This window comes from Sporosarcina sp. PTS2304 (assembly GCF_003351785.1).
Lineage (GTDB): Bacteria > Bacillota > Bacilli > Bacillales_A > Planococcaceae > Sporosarcina.
The window spans coordinates 263,960-283,683 of the sequence record NZ_CP031230.1 but is presented as its reverse complement, the minus strand read 5'-3'; the positions used below and the strand labels follow the sequence as shown (position 1 = coordinate 283,683).

The following is a 19,724-nucleotide window of genomic DNA, read 5'->3' as shown; positions in this document are numbered from 1 at the left end:
ATTCACATAAATCAACTCTCTTTCATTTATTAAAAATCGAGTTATAATCTATTCTTTCGAAATTCTCTAAAAGCCCACCTTCAGTTGCATTATATATTTTTATATCATTACTTATTGCGTATTCATTCAACTTGTTGTATTCATAAAGTTGTCTATCTATCGTACGTCGCAGTCCCTCATACCCTAAACTTTTAAAAATATTCATTGAATGTTTCATATCTTTTTCCGACTTATTATAGTGATGTCCTACATACGTTGTTTCTATATCTTTTTCACTAAAATCCCACCAACTATGATCACAACCAATAATATATATTTCTTTAAAACCTAAGTGCATTGCCAACATTAGAGAGGGACTCAAGACGTTTTGAGAGTAAGGTGGAACCCTTCTTGTAAAATCAATAAGATCAACTATTTTCTCGTCTTCTGTATATACTGAACGATCTATATCCATATAGTAAAAATTAACTTTGTCAGAGACAACAGGACGATTTAAATTGCTAATATTGACTATACTTTCCTGTGGCATAAACAAAGTTGTATTTTTCAATCTTTCATCTAGCGTTTCTAATATTGGTATTAATAACATATCACGCGTTTCCTCTTTATCCCAATATGCAGGATCAGCTAGCATCCAATATTTTGAATTTAGTTTTACTAGTTCTTCATTTTTTTGAAAATTGTTCATCATAATTGTTTCTTCATCTTTTAAATAGGAAAGGTCTTGATTATTCAATGACGGTCCATTTCCTACTACAAAGCATCTTTCACCTTGATATTTATCTTTTAACTTATTATTTTTATTAAGTAAGTTTTGTTGTACTATTAAAAAGTCAAAAGTTTTATAATCCAATATATTATTTGTTATTTCTAATTTCTCAAGATCAGATACTATTTCATCTACAAAAGAACTAGTAATAATTATTGTTTCGTTAGAACAAATCATTTCTTTCAATTTAGATGTATGGAAAATTTGAACGCCATTGATAGATTTCCCCTCCTTACTTTTATCACTATCAAATATCAATCTTGGCTGTTGTCCACTTATTGTATGCCATTTTTCAATAATTCTTTCCGCAAGACTAGCTGCGCCTAAACAGACATAATATTTAAAAACTCTCATCATTTTATCTCCAATCGGTAATATACAATAGATATCCAAAATCATGCATATGAAATTATTCTAAAAACTTAGTAGCTACTATCGCATTTTGCGGCAATAGACATGGAATGTTATTAACAATCGGATATAAAAGCATGCTTTCTGGGGAGTAGTAAGCAGTATCACTTAATATAAAGTTTGTGTTTGTTATAGGACAACACATAGGATCGTCTATCATTTCATTACTATTCTTTTCAATAATCATAATAGCAACTGGATTTAACGGGTTATAGTTGACTTCAAATAATCGATATTCTATTATTTTGTATCCAAGTTTCTTAGCAGTTGTATGTAATTTTGTAATGTAACCATGTTCCTTCATTCTTACTTTAGCTTTTTCATCTGCCAATTCATAAGCTGGTTCTAATAAAATTAAATATTTTCTTGTAATACGAAATAATTCTTTTAGCGCTTCTTCTTCTCTACCACCATTTGGTTCTATTGCTTGGGAAGTATACACAATATCTACGGAGTTATCTTTTAGTGGAGCAGTAAATAAATCGCCCGTAAAAAGATTAACATTCTCTAACTTTAACTCTTTAATAAATTTTTGTGCATATTTAATTCTTGACCATGAAATATCAAAACCGTAAGATCTTTCGGGTTTCTTATTTAACTTTTGAATTAAAAGACCTAGTATTGTAGCTTCACCAACACCTACTTCTAAAATCGTAGAATACTCTCCAATTTTATTGATAACTTCCGACAAATAAGAAACGGTTTCATCTCGGAGATGAGGGTCGTTCTTATACCATTCTGTATAAGATCCTGCTTGAAAATCATAACTGATTAGTATATCTTCTATTGAATTATTTTTCCTATTATCAATACTTTTTAAATAGGAAATAATATTTTCGTTCTTAGAATAAATTTCACTTATAACTTTTAATAATGATAGCTTTTCCAATTTAAATCACTTCCTTTTAATTATTAGCTAACTTATGTGTAAACACTTAATAGTATCTATAGTTTTCAATATTCAATGCAACTTAAATAGTTCTAAGGTATTGAAATACGTATATAATGGAGCTAGTATAGATCTATGGACATAACTTAGTTAAGTCTCTATTCTACTAAATAGAGAGGACGTGTCCCACATGAAACAAAAACGCTACAATCAAGAATTCAAACAAACCATCGTCGATCTTTACCAATCCGGCACATCTGTCAATGACCTCCACCGCGAATATAGGGTATCTGAAGTTACTATCTATAATTGGATCAAAGCCTTGTCACCGATCAACGGAAAAGAAGGACTCACACCTGCCGAAATCGCAGAAATCCAAAAGGAAAACTTGCGCCTCAAGCAGGAGGTAGACATCCTAAAAAAGGCTATGACCATATTCGCGAAAAAGTAACAGACCAGGAGATCATTGAATTAATCGAACAGGAGCAGGAAAACCACCCTATTCAACTACTATGTCAGGTGCTCGACATGCCAAGAAGTACTTATTATCAGTCGTTCCGTAAAGTAAAATCAGCCTATGAAATCGAGAACGAGGAAATTACAGCGACCATTCTGGCTATTCATGAGAAAAGCAAGGGCCGGTACGGTGCGCCCAAAATTCATAGAGAGCTTCTGAAGAAAGGCTATATCGTCAGCTTGAAACGTGTCCAACGACTGATGAAAGAAGCGGATATCCGATCCATCATCACGCCCTGCCCCTTCAAATTCAGTGATAGAAGAACGCGAAAACTTACTTGAACAAGACTTTACAACGACAACGATTAATGAAAAATGGGCGGCGGACATTACCTATATTCATACACTACGTAACGGCTGGTGCTATTTGGCTTCAGTTTTGGATTTGCATACAAGAAAGATTGGGGGTTATTCCTTCTCTACTTCCATGACGACGGAACTTGTTCTACACGCTTTGGCCAACGCGATAGAGGTTCAGCAGCCTGAAGACGGTCTAATTTTACATACGGATCTTGGTAGCCAGTACACGAGCGAAGAATTTGGCCAAGCTATACAAGCAGCAGAAATCAAACACTCATTTAGCCGAAAAGGATGCCCGTACGACATTGCTTGTATCGAATCTTTTCATGCCACGTTAAAGAAAGAAGAAGTGTATCAAACAAACTATATCGATTTTGAAGAGGCTCGTTTATCTCTATTTCAATACATTGAGTCCTTGTACAATCGGACGCGAATTCATGGATCGATTGACTATTTAACACCACAGGAATTGGAAGACTTGTGCAGACAAGAGGTTGCATAGTCGAAGAGACCCGCATGATATACGAGTGATCTTTCCTACACATTTTTCAGAACGATATCCATGAGTTGTCCTTCCTGTATCCAGCGAAAGCGGTCAAGAGTGGTTTGTCTCTTGACGGGTTTCGCTGGATACAGGACACTTCTTGAATGGATGTTGTTCCTGACAAAGACCTAACCTTTTTGTGTCCAAGATGTTGACATAGATCCATAACTTTCTTTGATTATGTAGATTATTATTTTAGGTCGAACACCAGATAAATAAAATTAGCTCAATCGGGTACACAGTAGTTAAATCCACTAATAAAAGAGTGCTCCCGATGAGCTATACACATTACCACGAGAATGTGTTTTAATCGAAGAATATATGATCGCCAACAAGACACTAGGCTATATTGCATGACAGTTAAAGAGAAGTGAAAGTACGATTCACTATGAACTGCAACGCGCTTCTCCTTATAATTCGTTTCAAGCGCACGTAGGCTACGGCAATAAGCGTGAAAACTGTGGCTGTAAACATCAGGTTAACCTTGAAGATATTGCGCGCATTCTTGTTCATTTGAAGAAGGACTGGTCACCTGAAATGATTGTAGGTCGATATGAAAAAAGACTGGAAATCCATTCCCTATAAGCATTTCAAGCATTTATCGTTACGCTGCTGCAGGGCTATTTCAACTATCCCAAAAGCTTCTCATTCGTAAAGGCAAGAAACTGAAAAACAATGAACAAGAGACACGTGGAAAGATGCCCCAGTTGAAAAAAATTCATGCACGTTAGGCTTCTAGAAATGAAATAGGACATTGGGAAGTAGATACAGTGATCGGTAAAGCACATAAAAGCCTAATTCTTACGTTCACAGAACGAACGAGTTGTTTTACAATCATTCAAAAGTTGGCATCCAAGACGGCAAGTGAAACAGCCGAAGAGATCATATCTTTTTTGAAACACTTGCCTAAGAAGCTGGTGAAATCCATTACAGCTGACAGAGGAACGGAATTTCATATGTGGGTTGAAGTTGAAAAAGGATTTGAGCTACCCTTCTACTTCTCCGAACCTGGTGTTCATGGTCAGCGTGGTATTAACGAAAATACAAATGGTCGAATACGGCGCACCTATCCTAAGTATACAGACTTCAGTAAGTTGACTCAAAATGAGATCATAGAGTTCTTGTTACACTTCAATCAAGTCCCTAGAAAATTACTTAATTTCAATACGCCCTTTAATCTATGCATGAATTATCTGCCGCGTTCGATTTGATAATTTACATTAAGAAAACATCCCGTATTATTTATTACATTTTATAAGTTAAAATCCATTACTATTCAATAGCTTTTGACTATACTAATACTATAATTATCACCAATTGGCATAATTAACAAATTTGGTTCAATTTCATTAAACTTATCAACTGCTCGTTTGACACCTTTATATCCTTCACTAAAGTAATCATGAATCAATATCACACTTCCAGGAATCATTCTTGGGTAAAAATATTTTATACCCGCTAAAATTGGTTCATATAAATCAAAATCTAAGTTAACAAACTTATATGAATTTCCTTCTAAACCTAACGTCGTTTCTGGAAAGTATCCTTTTTTTATAATTACATTTTGAGGATTAATCATTTTATCCATTACTAGAGAGATATTAGTAAAGTGGAAGTCATCTTTCTTCCCTTTAGAATAACTATTTTTATATTCTGTAGCTAGATCTCTCTCGTCAAATCCTGTGAATGTATCGAATAAATACAACGGGTCATTGGGGAACTCTATATTTATTTGTTTAGCAAATTCCCCTTGAAAAACTCCACCTTCTGCAACATCTCCAGGTACATCTCTCCATATCTTAGCGTAATCAATCAAAAACTGTTCTCTTGCTCTTACATGATATTCTACAAATTTAGTTTCAATTTTATCTGCGGTTACTCCTACTCTCTTTAATTGCTCGATCATAATTCGATATCCAAGTATAGATGCTATAATGACTTTCGAAAACTCATTGTCTTTTAAGTACGATGCGTCACCCAAAATACATATACCTTCTACTTTTTTATTATGTTTCAAGGGATCATTTTCTAGGAAACCAATTATATTTACTCCTTCGCTTTTAAGTTCGTTCAAAACCTCAACGCCCTTTTGTCCAGCTCCAAAAATATATACTCCGCTCATTTTACACCTCTATTATTTAAAATAAATATTTCATCAAATCAAAAAAATCATCTCTTATTTTAATAACTCCACTTTTCTTCTAATTAACAAAATGTAATTGTTAACAGTTCACTTTAATAAATTAAGATGAGTTCCAATTTTAACTTCCGCAAACAATGTATCACATTTCCCTATAGCAGCAAGCATGCTTTCATATTCAGTGTTCAAAATCACTTTGTCTAAAAATGACCACTTTTGATGACCGCCTGGGGACTTTTTTGAGAGCCAATATAAATGATTACTTAAAGGATATCTTTGTATTTGCTTAATATAGTTTACATTTAAAGAACATTTATCTATAAGCATCTTTAATGTAGCTGCATTATAAAGTACTACATGACAACTCCAATATGTAAAGTTTGCAAATTCCTCACTTTTATACAAAGTTAATAATGCATCATCTGCATTTGGAACTTCAATTATTATAATTCCATTTGGATTTAAATAATTTTGTAACTCTACTAATATTTCTTGCGGATTTATCAAATGTTCTAATACATGAAAGAGCGTAATAACATCATACTTCCCTTTAATAGAAGATAGATTATCAAAACATTCTATTCCTTCCTCATTTATAATTTTGTTGAGTGTGTTATCTAGTTCAACACCCGCAACAGATACACATCGATCTTTTATAAGATGAAGAAATCCTCCCGCACCGCAACCGAAATCTAAAACTTTCTTCCCTAAAATCTTTTCATCTAATTCAGAAAACCTTCTGTGATCATCTTTAAATGATTTTCCCCTGTATTCGTCAATTTCAACTTTCCAATTAAGCATTCCTGACTTTTCATAAAAATTATCAGTTATATGCGCAAAAGAGGATAAAAATACCAAACCACAATTTTTGCATTCTAGTACTTCTATATTTTCTTTATCTCTAACACGCGGATGTCTTAAAGATAAATCATCATTTTTACATATCATACAATTAGGCATCACTCTTCACCATTCCTTGAGGATTGTTTTTCTTTCAATTAAATCTAAAGCTGAAATATTTTTATCTGAATAATAAGAGTCTCCTTTTATATGAGTTGTTGAAATTTCTTCAAAAATAGCACCTTTTTCAGAAGAAAACGAATGAATTTGACCTCTCATAACAGTCTTCATATCCCCTGGCTTCATATTTTCTTTTTGACCATTAATTTCTACTTCTAATTCACCATAAAGTAATTGAAATGTTTCTTCTTTTTGTTTGTGTAAATGTTTTGGATGTCTTTGTCCCGGTAAAACAATAATAAGTTTTTTACAATACTCGCGGTTTACTATATTGATGATTACCGCCCCTATTTGACGAAAGTTTTTCATTCCATAGTGATGAGATAATTCAACTTCAAAGTCTGCACCAAGAGCAATTGCTGCCTCAAATAGCATGCCTTTCGCATCATGAATTACACTTCGAGTACTTTTTATATCAGAAGTATACTTTTTTTCATAGATTGCATCGTTTACTGTGTAATTTCTAGTTGCAATCATTCCTTCATAGTACTGTCCACTAGTTGTTTGCCCTTCTTGGTAGGGCATAGCAAAATATATATCTTCTTTAGAGATTTTCTCTCCTATTTTTATATTTTGACTAGCATACACTCCTCTTGACAGCAAACGTAAAGACTGAAATTCTTCTTGGCTTATATATTTTGTATCCTCATTCTGTAAAACACAAATCTTTCTTGCATCAACAATTGATTTTACCCATTTCTCTGCTTGTTCTGGATTCATTGAGTATTCATTCAGCGCTATTTCTTTTGTGGGTAATCCAACATGTCTTTCTAGTATTTTTGCACCTTTCGCAACAGCTATCATAGAAACACTATTATCATTAGGATTTTCATGTCCGGAATATCCTATAGGAATATCGCGATAACGTTTTTTCATACGATCAATGAAATCTAACTGCAACCTTTCCAATGGTGCTGGATATTCTGCAACACAATGTAATAATGAAAACTGACAATGTCTATGTGTCAAAAAGTTATAGATTTTATCAATGTCTGATAATGTTTTTCCACCTGTTGAAACAATTAAAGGTTTATTTGATTTTGCTGCCACTTCAAGCAACGGCCAATCCATTGCACTACAACTAGCAATTTTAATAATATCCAGTTCTTGATCTAAGCACCAAGCGACTCCTTCTTCATCAAAAGGTGTGCTAATTGCTATCATTCCTTCATTTCTAATTGCATGTACTAGTTCACTAAATTGATCGTATGTTAATCTAGTCGTCATGAATCTAGGAATATGCTTTACATCTTCTCTATCTTTAAAGTCAGGATGTATAAACGTATCCAGATTTCTATATTGAAGTTTGACAGCAGCTTTGACATTATATGTTCGAGAGATCTCAGCCATTTTTTTTATAATATTTATACCATGCTCAACACTTCCTTGATGGCTATTTGCCATTTCAAATATAATTAAATCATCAAATATATTCATCTAGTTATTCCTCCTATTCAAAGTATTTATAAAGTTCTTCTACTTCTAACATTTTGTCGTCGATATAGAAATCAGCATTTGGTTTCCCCATATGCAACTCGTGATATTTAAGTCCCCAATTATCCATCTGACTTTTTGTCAACTCTAACCAATCTAACTTTGTAACATATCCTCTAGCAGTAAATAAAACAATATAATTCCCAGAATCATATAATTTATTGATTACATCTATCATTTTTCGATTTGGTTTTGCTTGAACATAATCTAAACTATCTACAAAGCTTGCTACGACGCCGTCAATATCAATAACAAACCGATTGCTTCCAGCTATTAGCTTTATATATTGACTAGCTTTTAGAAAATCTTCTTTTGTATCAATATCAAAGTTTTCTTTCATTAAATAACCTTTCACTTTACTTCCAGTCATAGAGTTATGATTTACTATAGTTTCTGTCCTTATGACATCAATACAAGCATTTTGTGAGTACACTTGCGGAAGTTTCTGTCTAGGTTCATTGTACGCTTCATAAATATCCGACAATATGGGTTCTAATATACCTTCACTGTTCATTCGCCACATTTTATAAGGTGTTTCTTTTACAGGCACAATGCCTCGCACTGAATCTACAAGAGGATCTTCAATAAGTAATTCAATCATATTATCAATATCCCCACTGTTTCTAATTGGATATGTAGGTCGTAATTGGACAACCAAGTCCGGTACATAAGACTCTTTTTCTTTTAAGTATCCTAAAGCATGTTGAAATACTTCAATATCTAAAGAATCATCTAATGATATTGAAGATGGTCTAATAAAAGGTACTTCTGCTCCATACCTTTTGGCAATTTCTCCATATTCCTGACTATCCGTACTGACAATTATTCGATTAATTAAAGGTGATTCCTTTGCGTGTTCAATCGAATAAGCGAGTAGTGGCTTTCCATTGATAAGTTTAATATTTTTATTTCTAACCCCTTTAGATCCAGAACGTGCAGGTATAACCGCAAGAATATCCAATATTTCTCCACCTCAAATCTATACTAATTCTTTATAATTACAGGTCTAAATCCTCTTTGCTTAATAACTGTGTCTATTTGATTATATTGATTCACTAGGTAGTTATTTAAAATCCCGCCACCTCTTGAAACATTAAAGTTTTTATCATTTATTTTTTTTGTCATAGTCCACGAGGAGGAAGAATAGTAATTCCAATTCAATAACGAAGAAGTAGTTGCATTCACAATGTACTTGTTCCATTCGCTTAGATTATCACTTGGATTTTCACTATCAATTAATGTTCTAAAAGCTAAAACTATTTCTTCAATCTCTATCTTTTCAAGGGATGATTCGATAGTCACCCATGAAATATAATTCTGCACATTCCGATCCGCAATCAACTTCTTCTCCCCATCAACTTCATCCACCATAATAAAATAAAAATCCCCATCCGGCTCAGCAGATGCTTCAACAGGCAAAAAATTCTTACTTTCCTTACCTAAGCTAGAAAACTCCCCCACTGTATTATAGGTGGCTTTGTAATTACATCTAATACGCTTGCCGATTGCGAGCTCGTCTACTGTTTCGACTTCATGAATATGATAGGCGCGCGCGGTTTTATCAATTTCTATTGCTTCTACTAAAAAGTCTGGATGGTCGGAAAGAACTTCTATTTTGATTTCATGCATTACGTCCGGTAATTTTTCGATTTTAACTACTAATTGCCGAGATCCAGTCCCAAACAGTTCTTCATCCACCCGCTCCCGAACAGTTACATTCAGAATTCTATGATCGACTGACACACGTAGTTTTAAGTTGGTTTCCGAATGGTTCGTACCATATATTCTGAGCGAAGTTCCTGTCATCTTGAATGTAAAGGAAGCATTCTTTTCTTTCGTCCGTACTGAACTGACTGGTTGTTCGATTCTGTCGAGCAGTGCCTTTTTTTCGTACCACACTTGCTTTTCTTCTTCTGTTAACCCGTCCGGCATAATGTCGACTGGGGGGAATTGCTTTTCCCATTGTCCTTCATATTGAAATACACCACTTGTTGCGATGTATTCTTTTTTATCGCTTGTGTGAAGTATAATCGATCGGATCGTCGTTTGAGTAATAGGTGCAATTTCTCGATAGACTATGCGACAGCGGTTGAAGTATTCAGCAAATAAATTTAGGATGATGACTAGCTTTTCTTTGGAAATCTCCATCTTACGCAACAGTTCGACTTCGGCCATTAGCGTTTCCAAAGTATTTCGGGTGATCGGACGGATCGCTAGGTCGTATAGTTTGTTTGATGTCAGTTTGCGTACTAGTTCGTCGGTCTTTTCGAATCGCTTCTGTAGTTGGTTCATGTTCAGGCTGTCGATCACCTGCTCTACTTCTTTGAAGTGCGCGAAAAGAGCAACGTCTTGCTTGCGGTAGTCTGCTATACTTTTACGCAGTTCGCGGATTTGGTCTTCCGTCTTTTTCGTTGCTGGGAGACTGCTCCCTTTCGTGTACCAGTCGTCTTCTGTCACTTTTTCGATTAGTCGTTGCTTCATGACTTCCGCTAGCGACTGGAATGTCGTACCGTTAATCGCTGCTCCGCCTCTCGTCGTATTGATGACAGGTATGGCTGGATGCTTGGCAATTTGCTTTTCCATTGCTTTGCGCATATTGTTGAAGCCGTCGTTTGTCAAAATGTCGTTACCGTAGACGTCTTGTACATAGAACGCGCCTTCTGTATCCTTTTTTTGCACGCTCGCATCCGACAGTTCTCGAGTGTCTTTGTCGTAACGTTTAATTTCTTTTGCGTAAAACAAATCATTTTTGAAAGCGAAGTTCTGCCCTACTAGTATGATCGTTTTTACTTGCAGTTGGTGGAGCAGTTCCATAGTCACAATAGCTATGGAATAGGCGTCGCTGATGACGGGCAGTTCGGTTTCGTGGAACTGCTGCGTAATTGTGTCTTGACTTGTGACGAAGTGAAGCTTCGGGCCGGGATACAGTTGGATTGTCTCGAATCCTACACTCGTTCCGTAGACCATCGGAATGGTGGTGATCTTCTCGTCCATAATCGGTTGGAAGACGGCATAGTTGTGCGCTTGTGGATCATAAGTAAATACGGCGTCAGGATGTATATCGTTGGCGATCAGCGCTTTATTCGCCGATCCTACTGCAAATATATATGCTGTGCCTTGTTCTTTGATCAGCCGTAAGTTGTCCATTTCTTCGCTTAGTGAAGGTCCTGCTGCTACTAACAGTACGGGTTTGTCACAGAAAGTGCGAGCATGCTCAAGCAAGAAGTTCGGTGTTTCAAATGTTGACGGCACATTCAACAGCGCGTTTACTGTCCAACGCTTCGAGAATACGGTATTCGCACCTCTAGTGATTTGTTTTTCTTCTATAATTTCTTTGTACTCTGCCAAAAATGCTAAAATATCTTCTTTCAAGAATCGCTCGTAACTCGGCAAGATGATTAGTGCTACTTTCTGCGTCAGATGATTGGAAAGTGTCCGCAGATGCGTTTCTCTGTCTGTGGGTTCCTGTTCTATGAATAAGTGCCGAAGTCTTTCCGCATCAAATGCCGTACGGTCTGTTAGCGAGTTACATACGGTTGCCAATTCGGCAATTGGTTCGTAGGCAGAGACGAGTTTTTCAGGATATTGCTCTATGAAAGCTTGTAGATGATAGCCAAGCCCGACACCATAGAAGAAAATATGCTGGTGCTGTTCGATCTGTTCCTTATTACGCTCGATGATCTGCCTTGCTTCCTTTATGGGATCATACTTGCTGTGAATGAAGATTTTTTTTCCTTCTTGCTCTACTTGCAGCGTTGGCAGTCCACTTTTACTTTCTAGTACTTCTACTTTCATAGATACCATATTCCTACTTCCTTTCTTTTCCGATCCCTATGTATGTCCAGCCTGCTTGTTGTAGCTTATTTGCAGGCAATGCATTTCGACCGTCAAATAGTACTCGATTCGCTACGCTCGCCCCTATAGCTGTCCAGTCCGACTCTATGAACTCTTGCCACTCTGTTACGAGTACGACAGCGTCTGCTTCGGTCACACATTCGATGATACTTAGAGCGCTTTTTGGGTGTGTAATAATCGGGTCATAAATGCTGATGAGCGCGCCTTTCTTCTCTAGTGCGTCAATGATTTCAAGTGATGGCGCTTCACGTAAATCGTCCGTGTTCGGCTTAAAAGCCAATCCGAGTATGGCAATTTTTTTATTCGCTACTTGTCCGTGAAAGTAGCGCTCTATTTTATCGATGAATCGTTGGCGTTGTTTTTGATTACTATGTATTGCCGATTCAACAATTGTTAATGGAGTTTGTCGTTCTTTTGCTAAATGAGCAATCGCTTCTGTATCTTTCGGGAAACAAGATCCACCATAACCAATTCCTGCATTGAGAAATGCTCGTCCTATGCGCTTATCCATCCCCATACCGTCTGCCACATCGCTAACATCAGCTCCAATCGCGTCGCAAAGGTTAGCGATTTCATTGATATAGCTAATTTTCACGGCTAGGAAAGCATTGGCGGCATACTTAATCATTTCTGCACTGCGACGGTTCGTATGAAGAACAGGCATTTGTAGGCCAGCGTATAGCGTAGCAACAACTTCTCCTGCTTTTGCACACTCACTGCCTATGACAATCCGATCTCCGTGAAATGCATCTTCTACGGCATGACCTTCACGTAAAAACTCTGGGTTCGATACAACATCTACTTTTACATCTTGGATTAGTTGCTGGCGAATGAGTTGCTCTACTTGGTCATTCGTTCCAGGCGGGACTGTGCTTTTGATCATCACGACAACATCTTTCGTAACTGTAGTCGCAATCGTCTGAGCTGCTGCTTGAATATACGATAAATCTGCTTCGCCATTCGTCCCTTGTGGTGTGCCGACTGCTAACAATATAACGTCTGCATGTTGGAAAGCTTCGGCATGATTAGTAGTGAAGTGTAAGTTGTTTCGTGCAATATTTTTCACAAGAAGTTCTTCTAGTCCAGGCTCGTAGATCGTTGGTTCACCTGACTGAAGTTGTCTAATTTTTGCTTCGTCTAGATCAATACATGTCACGCAATGGCCGATTTCTGCCAATACTGTACCTGTGACAAGCCCTACATATCCAGTGCCGATCACTGCTACTTTCATCTCGTTCCCTCTTCTTTCTTTGCTAATAATTGAATATAAGCAAAAACATCGTCACGGAGTTCTGGGCGTTCTAACGCAAAATCAATCGTCGCTTTGACGAAGCCTAGCTTGCTTCCTACGTCATGAACGATTCCTTTCACATCACACGCAACAATACGCTCTGTTTCTTTAAGTTTTTCAATTGCATCTGTTAATTGAATTTCTCCGCCAGCACCAGGAGTTGTCTCTTTCAGTATGTCAAAAATAGCCGGTGTCAAAATATATCTCCCCATAATAGCTAATGTGGACGGTGCTTCTTCCACTGTCGGTTTTTCAACGAACTTGTTCACTTCAATAATTCCTGAATCACTGTCAATCGTCAAAGGATCTATAATGCCGTAATGGACTACCTCTGTCTTAGGTACGTCTTGCACTCCAATAACAGACACTGGCTGTTGCTCATAGACGTCGAGTAGCTGAGCCAATACAGGTTGTTCTGATTGCAAGACAATGTCACCTAACAGTACGGCAAAAGGTTCATTTCCTATAAAACTTTTTGCGCAATAAATCGCATCACCTAATCCTTTCGCTTCCTTTTGACGGATGTAGTGGATATTTGCAAGGGAAGAAATCGCTTCAATTTCTTTTAGTACATCGTATTTTTCTTTCGCTTGTAAGCTCGTTTCCAGTTCAACTGATTTGTCAAAATGATCTTCAATGGAACGCTTGTTTCGACCACTAATAATGATAATGTCTTCAATTCCTGACGCGACCGCTTCTTCGACTATGTATTGAATCGCTGGTTTGTCTACAATCGGTAACATTTCTTTCGGTTGCGCTTTTGTAGCAGGTAGGAAGCGTGTGCCTAGTCCTGCTGCTGGTATAACAGCTTTCGTAACTTTTCGCACATTTTCACACCTTTTCACAAGTAGTTTTGAAATACTTTATCGTTCGTTCTAATCCTTGATCTAACTGAATCGTTGGTTGCCAGTGTAATACTTCGTTTGCCTTTTCAATCACTGGTTGGCGTTGTTTAGGATCATCAGATGGAAGCGGTTGAAATTGTAATGCTGATTCACTTGCTGTTTTCGATAGTACTTGTTCTGCTAATTCGAGCATCGTAAATTCATAAGGATTCCCTAAATTCACTGGACCTTGTACGTCATCAGCTGAGTACATCATTTTCATGATTCCATCTACTAAATCATCGACATAACAGAACGAACGAGATTGCTTGCCGTCCCCGTATATCGTAATCGGTTCATGTTGTAATGCCTGCATGATAAAGTTACTGACAACTCTTCCGTCTTTCGGATCCATGCGTGGTCCATATGTATTAAAAATTCGTATCACTTTAATTTTCGTATCGTATTGTCTAGCATAATCGAAGAATAGTGTTTCTGCCCCTCGTTTTCCTTCATCATAACAACTACGAATACCTATAGGATTCACATGTCCCAAATAACTTTCAGGTTGTGGATGAACGAGTGGATCACCATATACTTCTGAAGTAGAGGCTTGTAACACTTTCGCATGATGACGTGTAGCCAATTCTAATACATGTAATGCTCCTATGACATTTGTTTTGAATGTATGAATAGGATCTGCCTGATAGTGAACTGGACTAGCTGCACAAGCTAAGTTATAAATTTCATCGACATGATCAAATGTAGGTAAAGGATGTATAATATCTTGCTCAATTAGTTTGAATCTTTGATTTTGCATATGGTGTGCTATATTTCTACGCGAACCAGTTTGGAAGTTATCGATACAAATTACGTAATGTCCTTGCGCGAGTAATTGATCGATTAGATGAGAGCCGATAAAACCAGCTCCACCTGTGACGATAATTTGTTTCATGAAGACGTCCCTCGATTCATTTTATTATGCCAGTTCCATGCAGAATTTATAATGGCATGTAAGTCTGTATGTTGTGGCTTCCAGTGTAGTTGTTTTTTTGCTTTGTCAGCGGATCCTACTAATATCGCTGGGTCTCCTACACGTCGTTCTGCCATTTTCATAGGGATCTCTTTGCCTGTTACTTCTTTAGCAGTGCGAATCACTTCAAGCACTGAGTAACCATTTCCATTCCCTAAGTTATACACGTCACTTTTTTGATGTTGAAGTTGCTCTACCGCTAATGCATGAGCTTGCGCTAAGTCCGTAACATGAATATAGTCACGGATACACGTTCCGTCCGGTGTGTCATAGTCGTCCCCAAATACCGTAATCGACTCACTTTTCCCTAATGCCACATCCAATACGAGTGGAATTAAGTGTGTTTCCGGATCGTGCAATTCGCCAATAGATGTATCAAGCGATGCGCCTGCTGCGTTAAAGTAGCGTAAAGCGATGTAGTGAATACCGTAAGCGCGACGATAGTCTTCTAAAATTTGCTCTACTATCCACTTCGTACGTCCGTATGGATTGATCGGTTGTTGTGGATGGACTTCATCTATTGGAATGTAGTGTGGTATTCCATACGTTGCACAAGTAGATGAAAAGACGATACGTTTCACATCAAATTCTCGCATCACGTGTAATAGGTTCATCGTATTTACTACATTATTTTGATAATATTTTGCTGGATTTTTCACAGATTCTCCTACATACGCATGTGCTGCAAAGTGAATCACGGTATGGATAGTAGGATACTTTGTAAAAAGGGTATGTACATCTGCAGTAGAACCGACATCACCTTGTAAAAAAGGGATGCCTGATGGAATAGTTTCTTTATGTCCTTCGCTTAAATTATCGAACACGACTACTTCTTGCGACTGCTCTAGTAAATATTTCACCGTATGAGAACCTATATAGCCCGCTCCGCCAATTACCGCAATCATACTTGAAACTCCTCCACCACTTTTCGCAACTCTTCCACTGATAACCACTGTTCATTCGTTTCACTCGAATATTCAAATGGCTCCGTTATTCTCGGCTCACCTTTTAGTTGGTCTCCCCACCAAGCAAATTCAGGCGTAATGACATAATAGTCGTCAAATTCTATCGTATGACGTGCGTCGTCCTGCGTGACCATAACTTCATGCAATTTTTCTCCTGGCCGGATGCCAACGATTTCAATTTCACATTCTGGACCAACCGCTTTTGCTAAATCGAGTATATTCATGCTTGGAATTTTCGGGACGAAGATTTCGCCTCCATGCATACGTGTTAAACTATCCAATACAAATTGAACCCCTTGATCGAGCGTGATCCAAAAGCGTGTCATCCGTTCATCTGTGACGGGCAGTGTACCGGTTTCTTTCATCTTAGTGAAGAACGGTATGACACTCCCACGACTGCCAACGACATTGCCGTAACGGACGACAGAAAATCTTGTATGCTTTTCACCTACATACGAGTTTGCGGCGACAAATAGCTTGTCCGAGGCTAGTTTTGTTGCACCGTATAGATTGACCGGTGCTGCGGCTTTGTCTGTGCTAAGCGCAATGACTTGCTCTACATTACGATCAATGGCTGCTTCGATAATATTTTGCGCGCCATAAATATTCGTTTTCACTGCTTCGAATGGATTGTATTCACAAGCTTCTACGTGCTTCATCGCTGCGGCGTGAATGACGATATCCACTCCATCAAATGCACGATGTAGACGTTCTTTGTCACGTACATCTCCTATAAAAAAACGGATACGCGAGTCTTTGAATTCTTGTTTCATTTCGTATTGCTTTAGTTCATCTCGGCTGAAGACAATTACTTTTTTTACATCTTCTTTCAATATGCGACGAATGAATTTTTTGCCGAATGAACCAGTTCCGCCTGTCACAAGTATAGTTTTATTTTTCAGCATTTACTTTTCCACCATCCACTAGTTTATGTTCGGTCTAGTACCTTCTGTATCAATTGTTGTTTTCGCCGCATCGTGAAGAGCTTCAAAACTCGGCAAAATTTCATATTGAATAATATCTCCAATCAATACAAAATCCTCATTTCCCACGGCTTCTTCTAAGTTTACTAGCTCTTGTTGGATGTTGTCAGCGATTTCTTCATATTGCATCCAATTCACTACTTTTTCTTCTTGGCTACGGAGCAATTCAGTGACACCGTTGACCCATTGAAGGCTCTCCATCAATTGTGCAAACTGCTCCCACGTTTCTGTACTTGGATTATTATAGAACTCATTTGACAAAGTTTCTAAAAGCGGCAATGCGTTTGACGTATAATTTTCAACTGAGAGTAAAATGTCATTTGTAAATTCTTTTTCTGTTTTTGCGATTACTTCAAGTCGTTGAATCGTTCCTCTACGGTTGTTCAAGTACTGTTCTGGTGCCTCAAATACTTCCTCACCGTCTGCGAGAAAATGGCTGAAGTAATAGCCATCGCTTACCAATTGATTAATGGCGTCTATAATTTCTTGTGTCGTAGCTCTATCATCAAGCTCTATTGATTGCTGCTGAAATACTAGATTCAAGGGGAACCCCTCCGATTCATATAGTTGTGTAAAGTGTATCATATTCATAATCATTATATCGGACGAAAGGACAATTTTTGAAGTGTGATTAGGCTGTACAAAATGTTTTATGTTTTAGCTGTTTTTCATATGTCATAATAGCAAGTTATTTATAGCTTTATTAATGATCACAACATATAATAAGAACATATATTCCCGTTTAGGAGGGGTTTTTATGGCTAATCGAGTTACTTTTTATACAGCTTGTCGGAGGTCATCTTTGTATCTTTACGAAGATCAAGAAGCTCAGTATAGTTTACAAAAAGACTATGTAGCTCAAAACTCTTTATCCCCTTTTATCGCAAAAGATACAAACTCTACGTCATACAGTTTGTTGTGCGCAAAGTTACTCGGCAATGGCAGCATAAATGCCGATGTTGATGGTCAGCCTTCTATCCGTTTCCTCTACCGTTACACACAGTATGACTGGGCTGTTGCTTGTCACCGGCAACTGAAGAGCACACTAGCGTCTATTAAGTTCTGCATAGAGAATGTTCGTGACATACAAGACCATTCCACTAAACGAATCGTCCTGAAATCAAATCTATGCCCTCTAACAAATGAACTGCGTGATCTCTCGTATCCGACGGGGCAGAAAGAATTACCGCTATTTTTTATAGAACATTATATGAATGAACAAACACTTGCATGGTGGTACCAAGAATGTGGCCATCTGAAAGTAAAAAAGAACGGCACGCTTGAGAAGCTAATTCTCTCTACAGAACAATGGAGTGAAGAAGAACTCGCGCTATTGCAGTATGTCTTGAACAGTAAATTCAATTTACTATTTGCAATTGACGGACAGAAAAGATTGTTACTTTACGATCAATTACAAATCAATCATTTTCTTTCACTAGTCAATCCATGGATCCACCCATTATTTCACTACAAACGCAAAAATAGTACCGCTCTAAAATCAATAGCAAAGCGGACTACTCTGCGCCTGCCGAACCATATAAAATTGACAAAACCTACCGCAGAAATCAATAAAATTATTGAACAACACGCCGGTAATGTCGAGATTACTGACGAGAACTTCCAGCGACTGAACTACGCTCGACAAGAACAGAACGACTCCTCTCGCTACCAAATCAGCCTGACGGAAGAGAACCAAGCCACTCTTTGTCGTCTACAAGCACAAACAGGTTTGACATTAGGTGAGATTGCGCAGGAGTGTTTCCATCAGCATAACAGCATTTACCCACGGCCGCTTCATACATTGGACGACCTTTCGACTACGCAACAAAATATTGTGTTGGGTTCAATTATGGGAGATGGAATGCTAACACATATCCCAACAAAACAATACGGAATAAGAAGCACTTACCATGAACATTTTTCTATAAAACAACAAGATTATCGAGCTTGGAAAGTCATGAAAATGCTGCCTTATTTTTATTTTAATTCTAAAGGCAATACAATTGACTCAAGAGTAAATAATTTATGGAGTATACTTGAAAACCAATTTTACAGGAAAGAAAAGAACAGAGGGTATAGAATCAAACAATTACCTTCTGAACAACTTATTAATTTAACGGATATCTACAGCTTAGCTACCATTTATATGGATGACGGATCATTGCTACTGAGTAATCGAATAAACCATAATTATAAAAAGATATATGTAACCCCACATATAGCTCTTTATTTGCAAAACTTTACGTATCAGGAACTTGAAATGTTAAAAGAACATTTGAAATCACTATCTTCTGCCGAGTTTGCAACTATTAAACGACCTGATGGACAAGGCTATTATCTTCGAACTAATAGAACTGCGGATTCGCTAAAATTTCTTCACGACATCGAGCCAGCGATAATAACTTGTCCTTCTATGAGTTATAAAACTAACTGGAATTACCGATTTTATTTAGAAAAAGAAAAATGGCATAAGAAGTATCCTGATTATCAATTATTAGTTAGCGATAGGAAACGTATGCGCCCCTACACACCAAATGAAGTAGAAAAGCTGTTATGTATGAAACGAGCTGGAAGAACAGACCAGCAAATTGCAGACGTTTTAAATAGAAGTTATTGGTCAGTAGTCTATAAAATACGTGAATTGCGACAGCAAAAAAAGTTATAGAAAAAGAGACTTCTCGAAAGAAGTC

Annotated in this window: 15 protein-coding genes and 1 pseudogene; 3 read left to right on the top strand and 13 right to left on the bottom strand. The window is 37.3% G+C overall.

Features of this window, described 5'->3' with window-relative positions:
* Positions 1–22 precede the first annotated feature (22 nt).
* Together DV702_RS01155 and DV702_RS01150 are read right to left on the bottom strand one after the other, a co-directional pair.
* Positions 23–1,126 (bottom strand): hypothetical protein, encoded by a 1,104-nt coding sequence (locus DV702_RS01155; protein WP_162805687.1) that lies wholly within the window; start codon positions 1,124–1,126, stop codon positions 23–25.
* Positions 1,127–1,178: 52 nt separating this feature from the next.
* The gene (locus DV702_RS01150; protein WP_114923058.1) at positions 1,179–2,069 is read right to left on the bottom strand and encodes a class I SAM-dependent methyltransferase; all 891 of its coding nucleotides are present in this window, start codon (positions 2,067–2,069) and stop codon (positions 1,179–1,181) included.
* A 190-nt stretch (positions 2,070–2,259) separates the two neighbouring features.
* Here DV702_RS01150 and DV702_RS01145 point away from each other — a divergent pair.
* Positions 2,260–3,387: pseudogene (locus tag DV702_RS01145) on the top strand (IS3 family transposase).
* A gap of 812 nt (positions 3,388–4,199) precedes the next feature.
* Complete coding sequence (locus DV702_RS01140; protein ID WP_162805686.1) at positions 4,200–4,640, top strand: IS30 family transposase; 441 nt, start codon at positions 4,200–4,202, stop codon at positions 4,638–4,640.
* 65 nt (positions 4,641–4,705) lie between these two features.
* Here DV702_RS01140 and DV702_RS01135 read toward each other — a convergent pair whose 3' ends face one another.
* From DV702_RS01135 to DV702_RS01085, 11 genes are all read right to left on the bottom strand, one after another.
* A complete protein-coding gene (locus DV702_RS01135) occupies positions 4,706–5,551 on the bottom strand; it encodes a TylF/MycF/NovP-related O-methyltransferase (RefSeq protein WP_114923056.1) in 846 nt (281 codons plus the stop codon).
* 108 nt (positions 5,552–5,659) lie between these two features.
* A complete protein-coding gene (locus DV702_RS01130) occupies positions 5,660–6,529 on the bottom strand; it encodes a class I SAM-dependent methyltransferase (protein WP_114925793.1) in 870 nt (289 codons plus the stop codon).
* Positions 6,530–6,535: 6 nt separating this feature from the next.
* Positions 6,536–8,026, bottom strand: a complete 1,491-nt coding sequence (locus tag DV702_RS01125) for an N-acetylneuraminate synthase family protein (RefSeq protein ID WP_114923055.1) — start codon at positions 8,024–8,026, stop codon at positions 6,536–6,538.
* Between the two features lie 13 nt (positions 8,027–8,039).
* Positions 8,040–9,044, bottom strand: coding sequence for an acylneuraminate cytidylyltransferase family protein (locus tag DV702_RS01120; protein WP_162805685.1), 1,005 nt, complete (start codon positions 9,042–9,044; stop codon positions 8,040–8,042).
* Positions 9,045–9,067: 23 nt separating this feature from the next.
* The gene (locus DV702_RS01115; protein WP_114923053.1) at positions 9,068–11,887 is read right to left on the bottom strand and encodes a motility associated factor glycosyltransferase family protein; all 2,820 of its coding nucleotides are present in this window, start codon (positions 11,885–11,887) and stop codon (positions 9,068–9,070) included.
* A gap of 4 nt (positions 11,888–11,891) precedes the next feature.
* Positions 11,892–13,169, bottom strand: a complete 1,278-nt coding sequence (locus DV702_RS01110) for a UDP-glucose dehydrogenase family protein (protein ID WP_114923052.1) — start codon at positions 13,167–13,169, stop codon at positions 11,892–11,894.
* Complete coding sequence (gene galU, locus DV702_RS01105; protein WP_162805684.1) at positions 13,166–14,056, bottom strand: UTP--glucose-1-phosphate uridylyltransferase GalU; 891 nt, start codon at positions 14,054–14,056, stop codon at positions 13,166–13,168. Before galU ends, DV702_RS01110 begins: the two co-directional genes overlap by 4 nt.
* 4 nt (positions 14,057–14,060) lie before the next feature.
* On the bottom strand, positions 14,061–15,008 hold the full coding sequence (locus DV702_RS01100) for a UDP-glucuronic acid decarboxylase family protein (protein ID WP_114923050.1): 948 nt from the start codon (positions 15,006–15,008) through the stop codon (positions 14,061–14,063).
* The gene (galE, locus tag DV702_RS01095; protein WP_114923049.1) at positions 15,005–15,991 is read right to left on the bottom strand and encodes a UDP-glucose 4-epimerase GalE; all 987 of its coding nucleotides are present in this window, start codon (positions 15,989–15,991) and stop codon (positions 15,005–15,007) included. The genes DV702_RS01100 and galE overlap by 4 nt, the downstream gene beginning before the upstream one ends.
* A complete protein-coding gene (pseB, locus tag DV702_RS01090; RefSeq protein WP_114923048.1) occupies positions 15,988–16,956 on the bottom strand; it encodes a UDP-N-acetylglucosamine 4,6-dehydratase (inverting) in 969 nt (322 codons plus the stop codon). Before pseB ends, galE begins: the two co-directional genes overlap by 4 nt.
* A gap of 18 nt (positions 16,957–16,974) precedes the next feature.
* The gene (locus DV702_RS01085; protein WP_114923047.1) at positions 16,975–17,577 is read right to left on the bottom strand and encodes a hypothetical protein; all 603 of its coding nucleotides are present in this window, start codon (positions 17,575–17,577) and stop codon (positions 16,975–16,977) included.
* A 214-nt stretch (positions 17,578–17,791) separates the two neighbouring features.
* On the opposite strand from DV702_RS01085, the gene DV702_RS01080 reads away from it, so the two are divergent.
* Positions 17,792–19,699 carry a hypothetical protein gene (locus tag DV702_RS01080; RefSeq protein WP_162805683.1) on the top strand — a complete coding sequence of 636 codons (1,908 nt, stop codon included), beginning with the start codon at positions 17,792–17,794 and terminating at the stop codon, positions 19,697–19,699.
* Positions 19,700–19,724: the final 25 nt, after the last annotated feature.

Coding starts and splice junctions, on each gene's coding strand:
- DV702_RS01130 (WP_114925793.1), bottom strand. CDS start 6,529: ATGCCTAATTGTATGATATGTAAAAATGATGATTTATCTTTAAGACAT.
- galE (WP_114923049.1), bottom strand. CDS start 15,991: ATGATTGCGGTAATTGGCGGAGCGGGCTATATAGGTTCTCATACGGTG.
- DV702_RS01110 (WP_114923052.1), bottom strand. CDS start 13,169: ATGAAAGTAGCAGTGATCGGCACTGGATATGTAGGGCTTGTCACAGGT.
- DV702_RS01080 (WP_162805683.1), top strand. CDS start 17,792: ATGGCTAATCGAGTTACTTTTTATACAGCTTGTCGGAGGTCATCTTTG.
- DV702_RS01135 (WP_114923056.1), bottom strand. CDS start 5,551: ATGAGCGGAGTATATATTTTTGGAGCTGGACAAAAGGGCGTTGAGGTT.
- DV702_RS01155 (WP_162805687.1), bottom strand. CDS start 1,126: ATGATGAGAGTTTTTAAATATTATGTCTGTTTAGGCGCAGCTAGTCTT.
- pseB (WP_114923048.1), bottom strand. CDS start 16,956: ATGCTGAAAAATAAAACTATACTTGTGACAGGCGGAACTGGTTCATTC.
- DV702_RS01125 (WP_114923055.1), bottom strand. CDS start 8,026: ATGAATATATTTGATGATTTAATTATATTTGAAATGGCAAATAGCCAT.
- DV702_RS01115 (WP_114923053.1), bottom strand. CDS start 11,887: ATGGTATCTATGAAAGTAGAAGTACTAGAAAGTAAAAGTGGACTGCCA.
- DV702_RS01100 (WP_114923050.1), bottom strand. CDS start 15,008: ATGAAACAAATTATCGTCACAGGTGGAGCTGGTTTTATCGGCTCTCAT.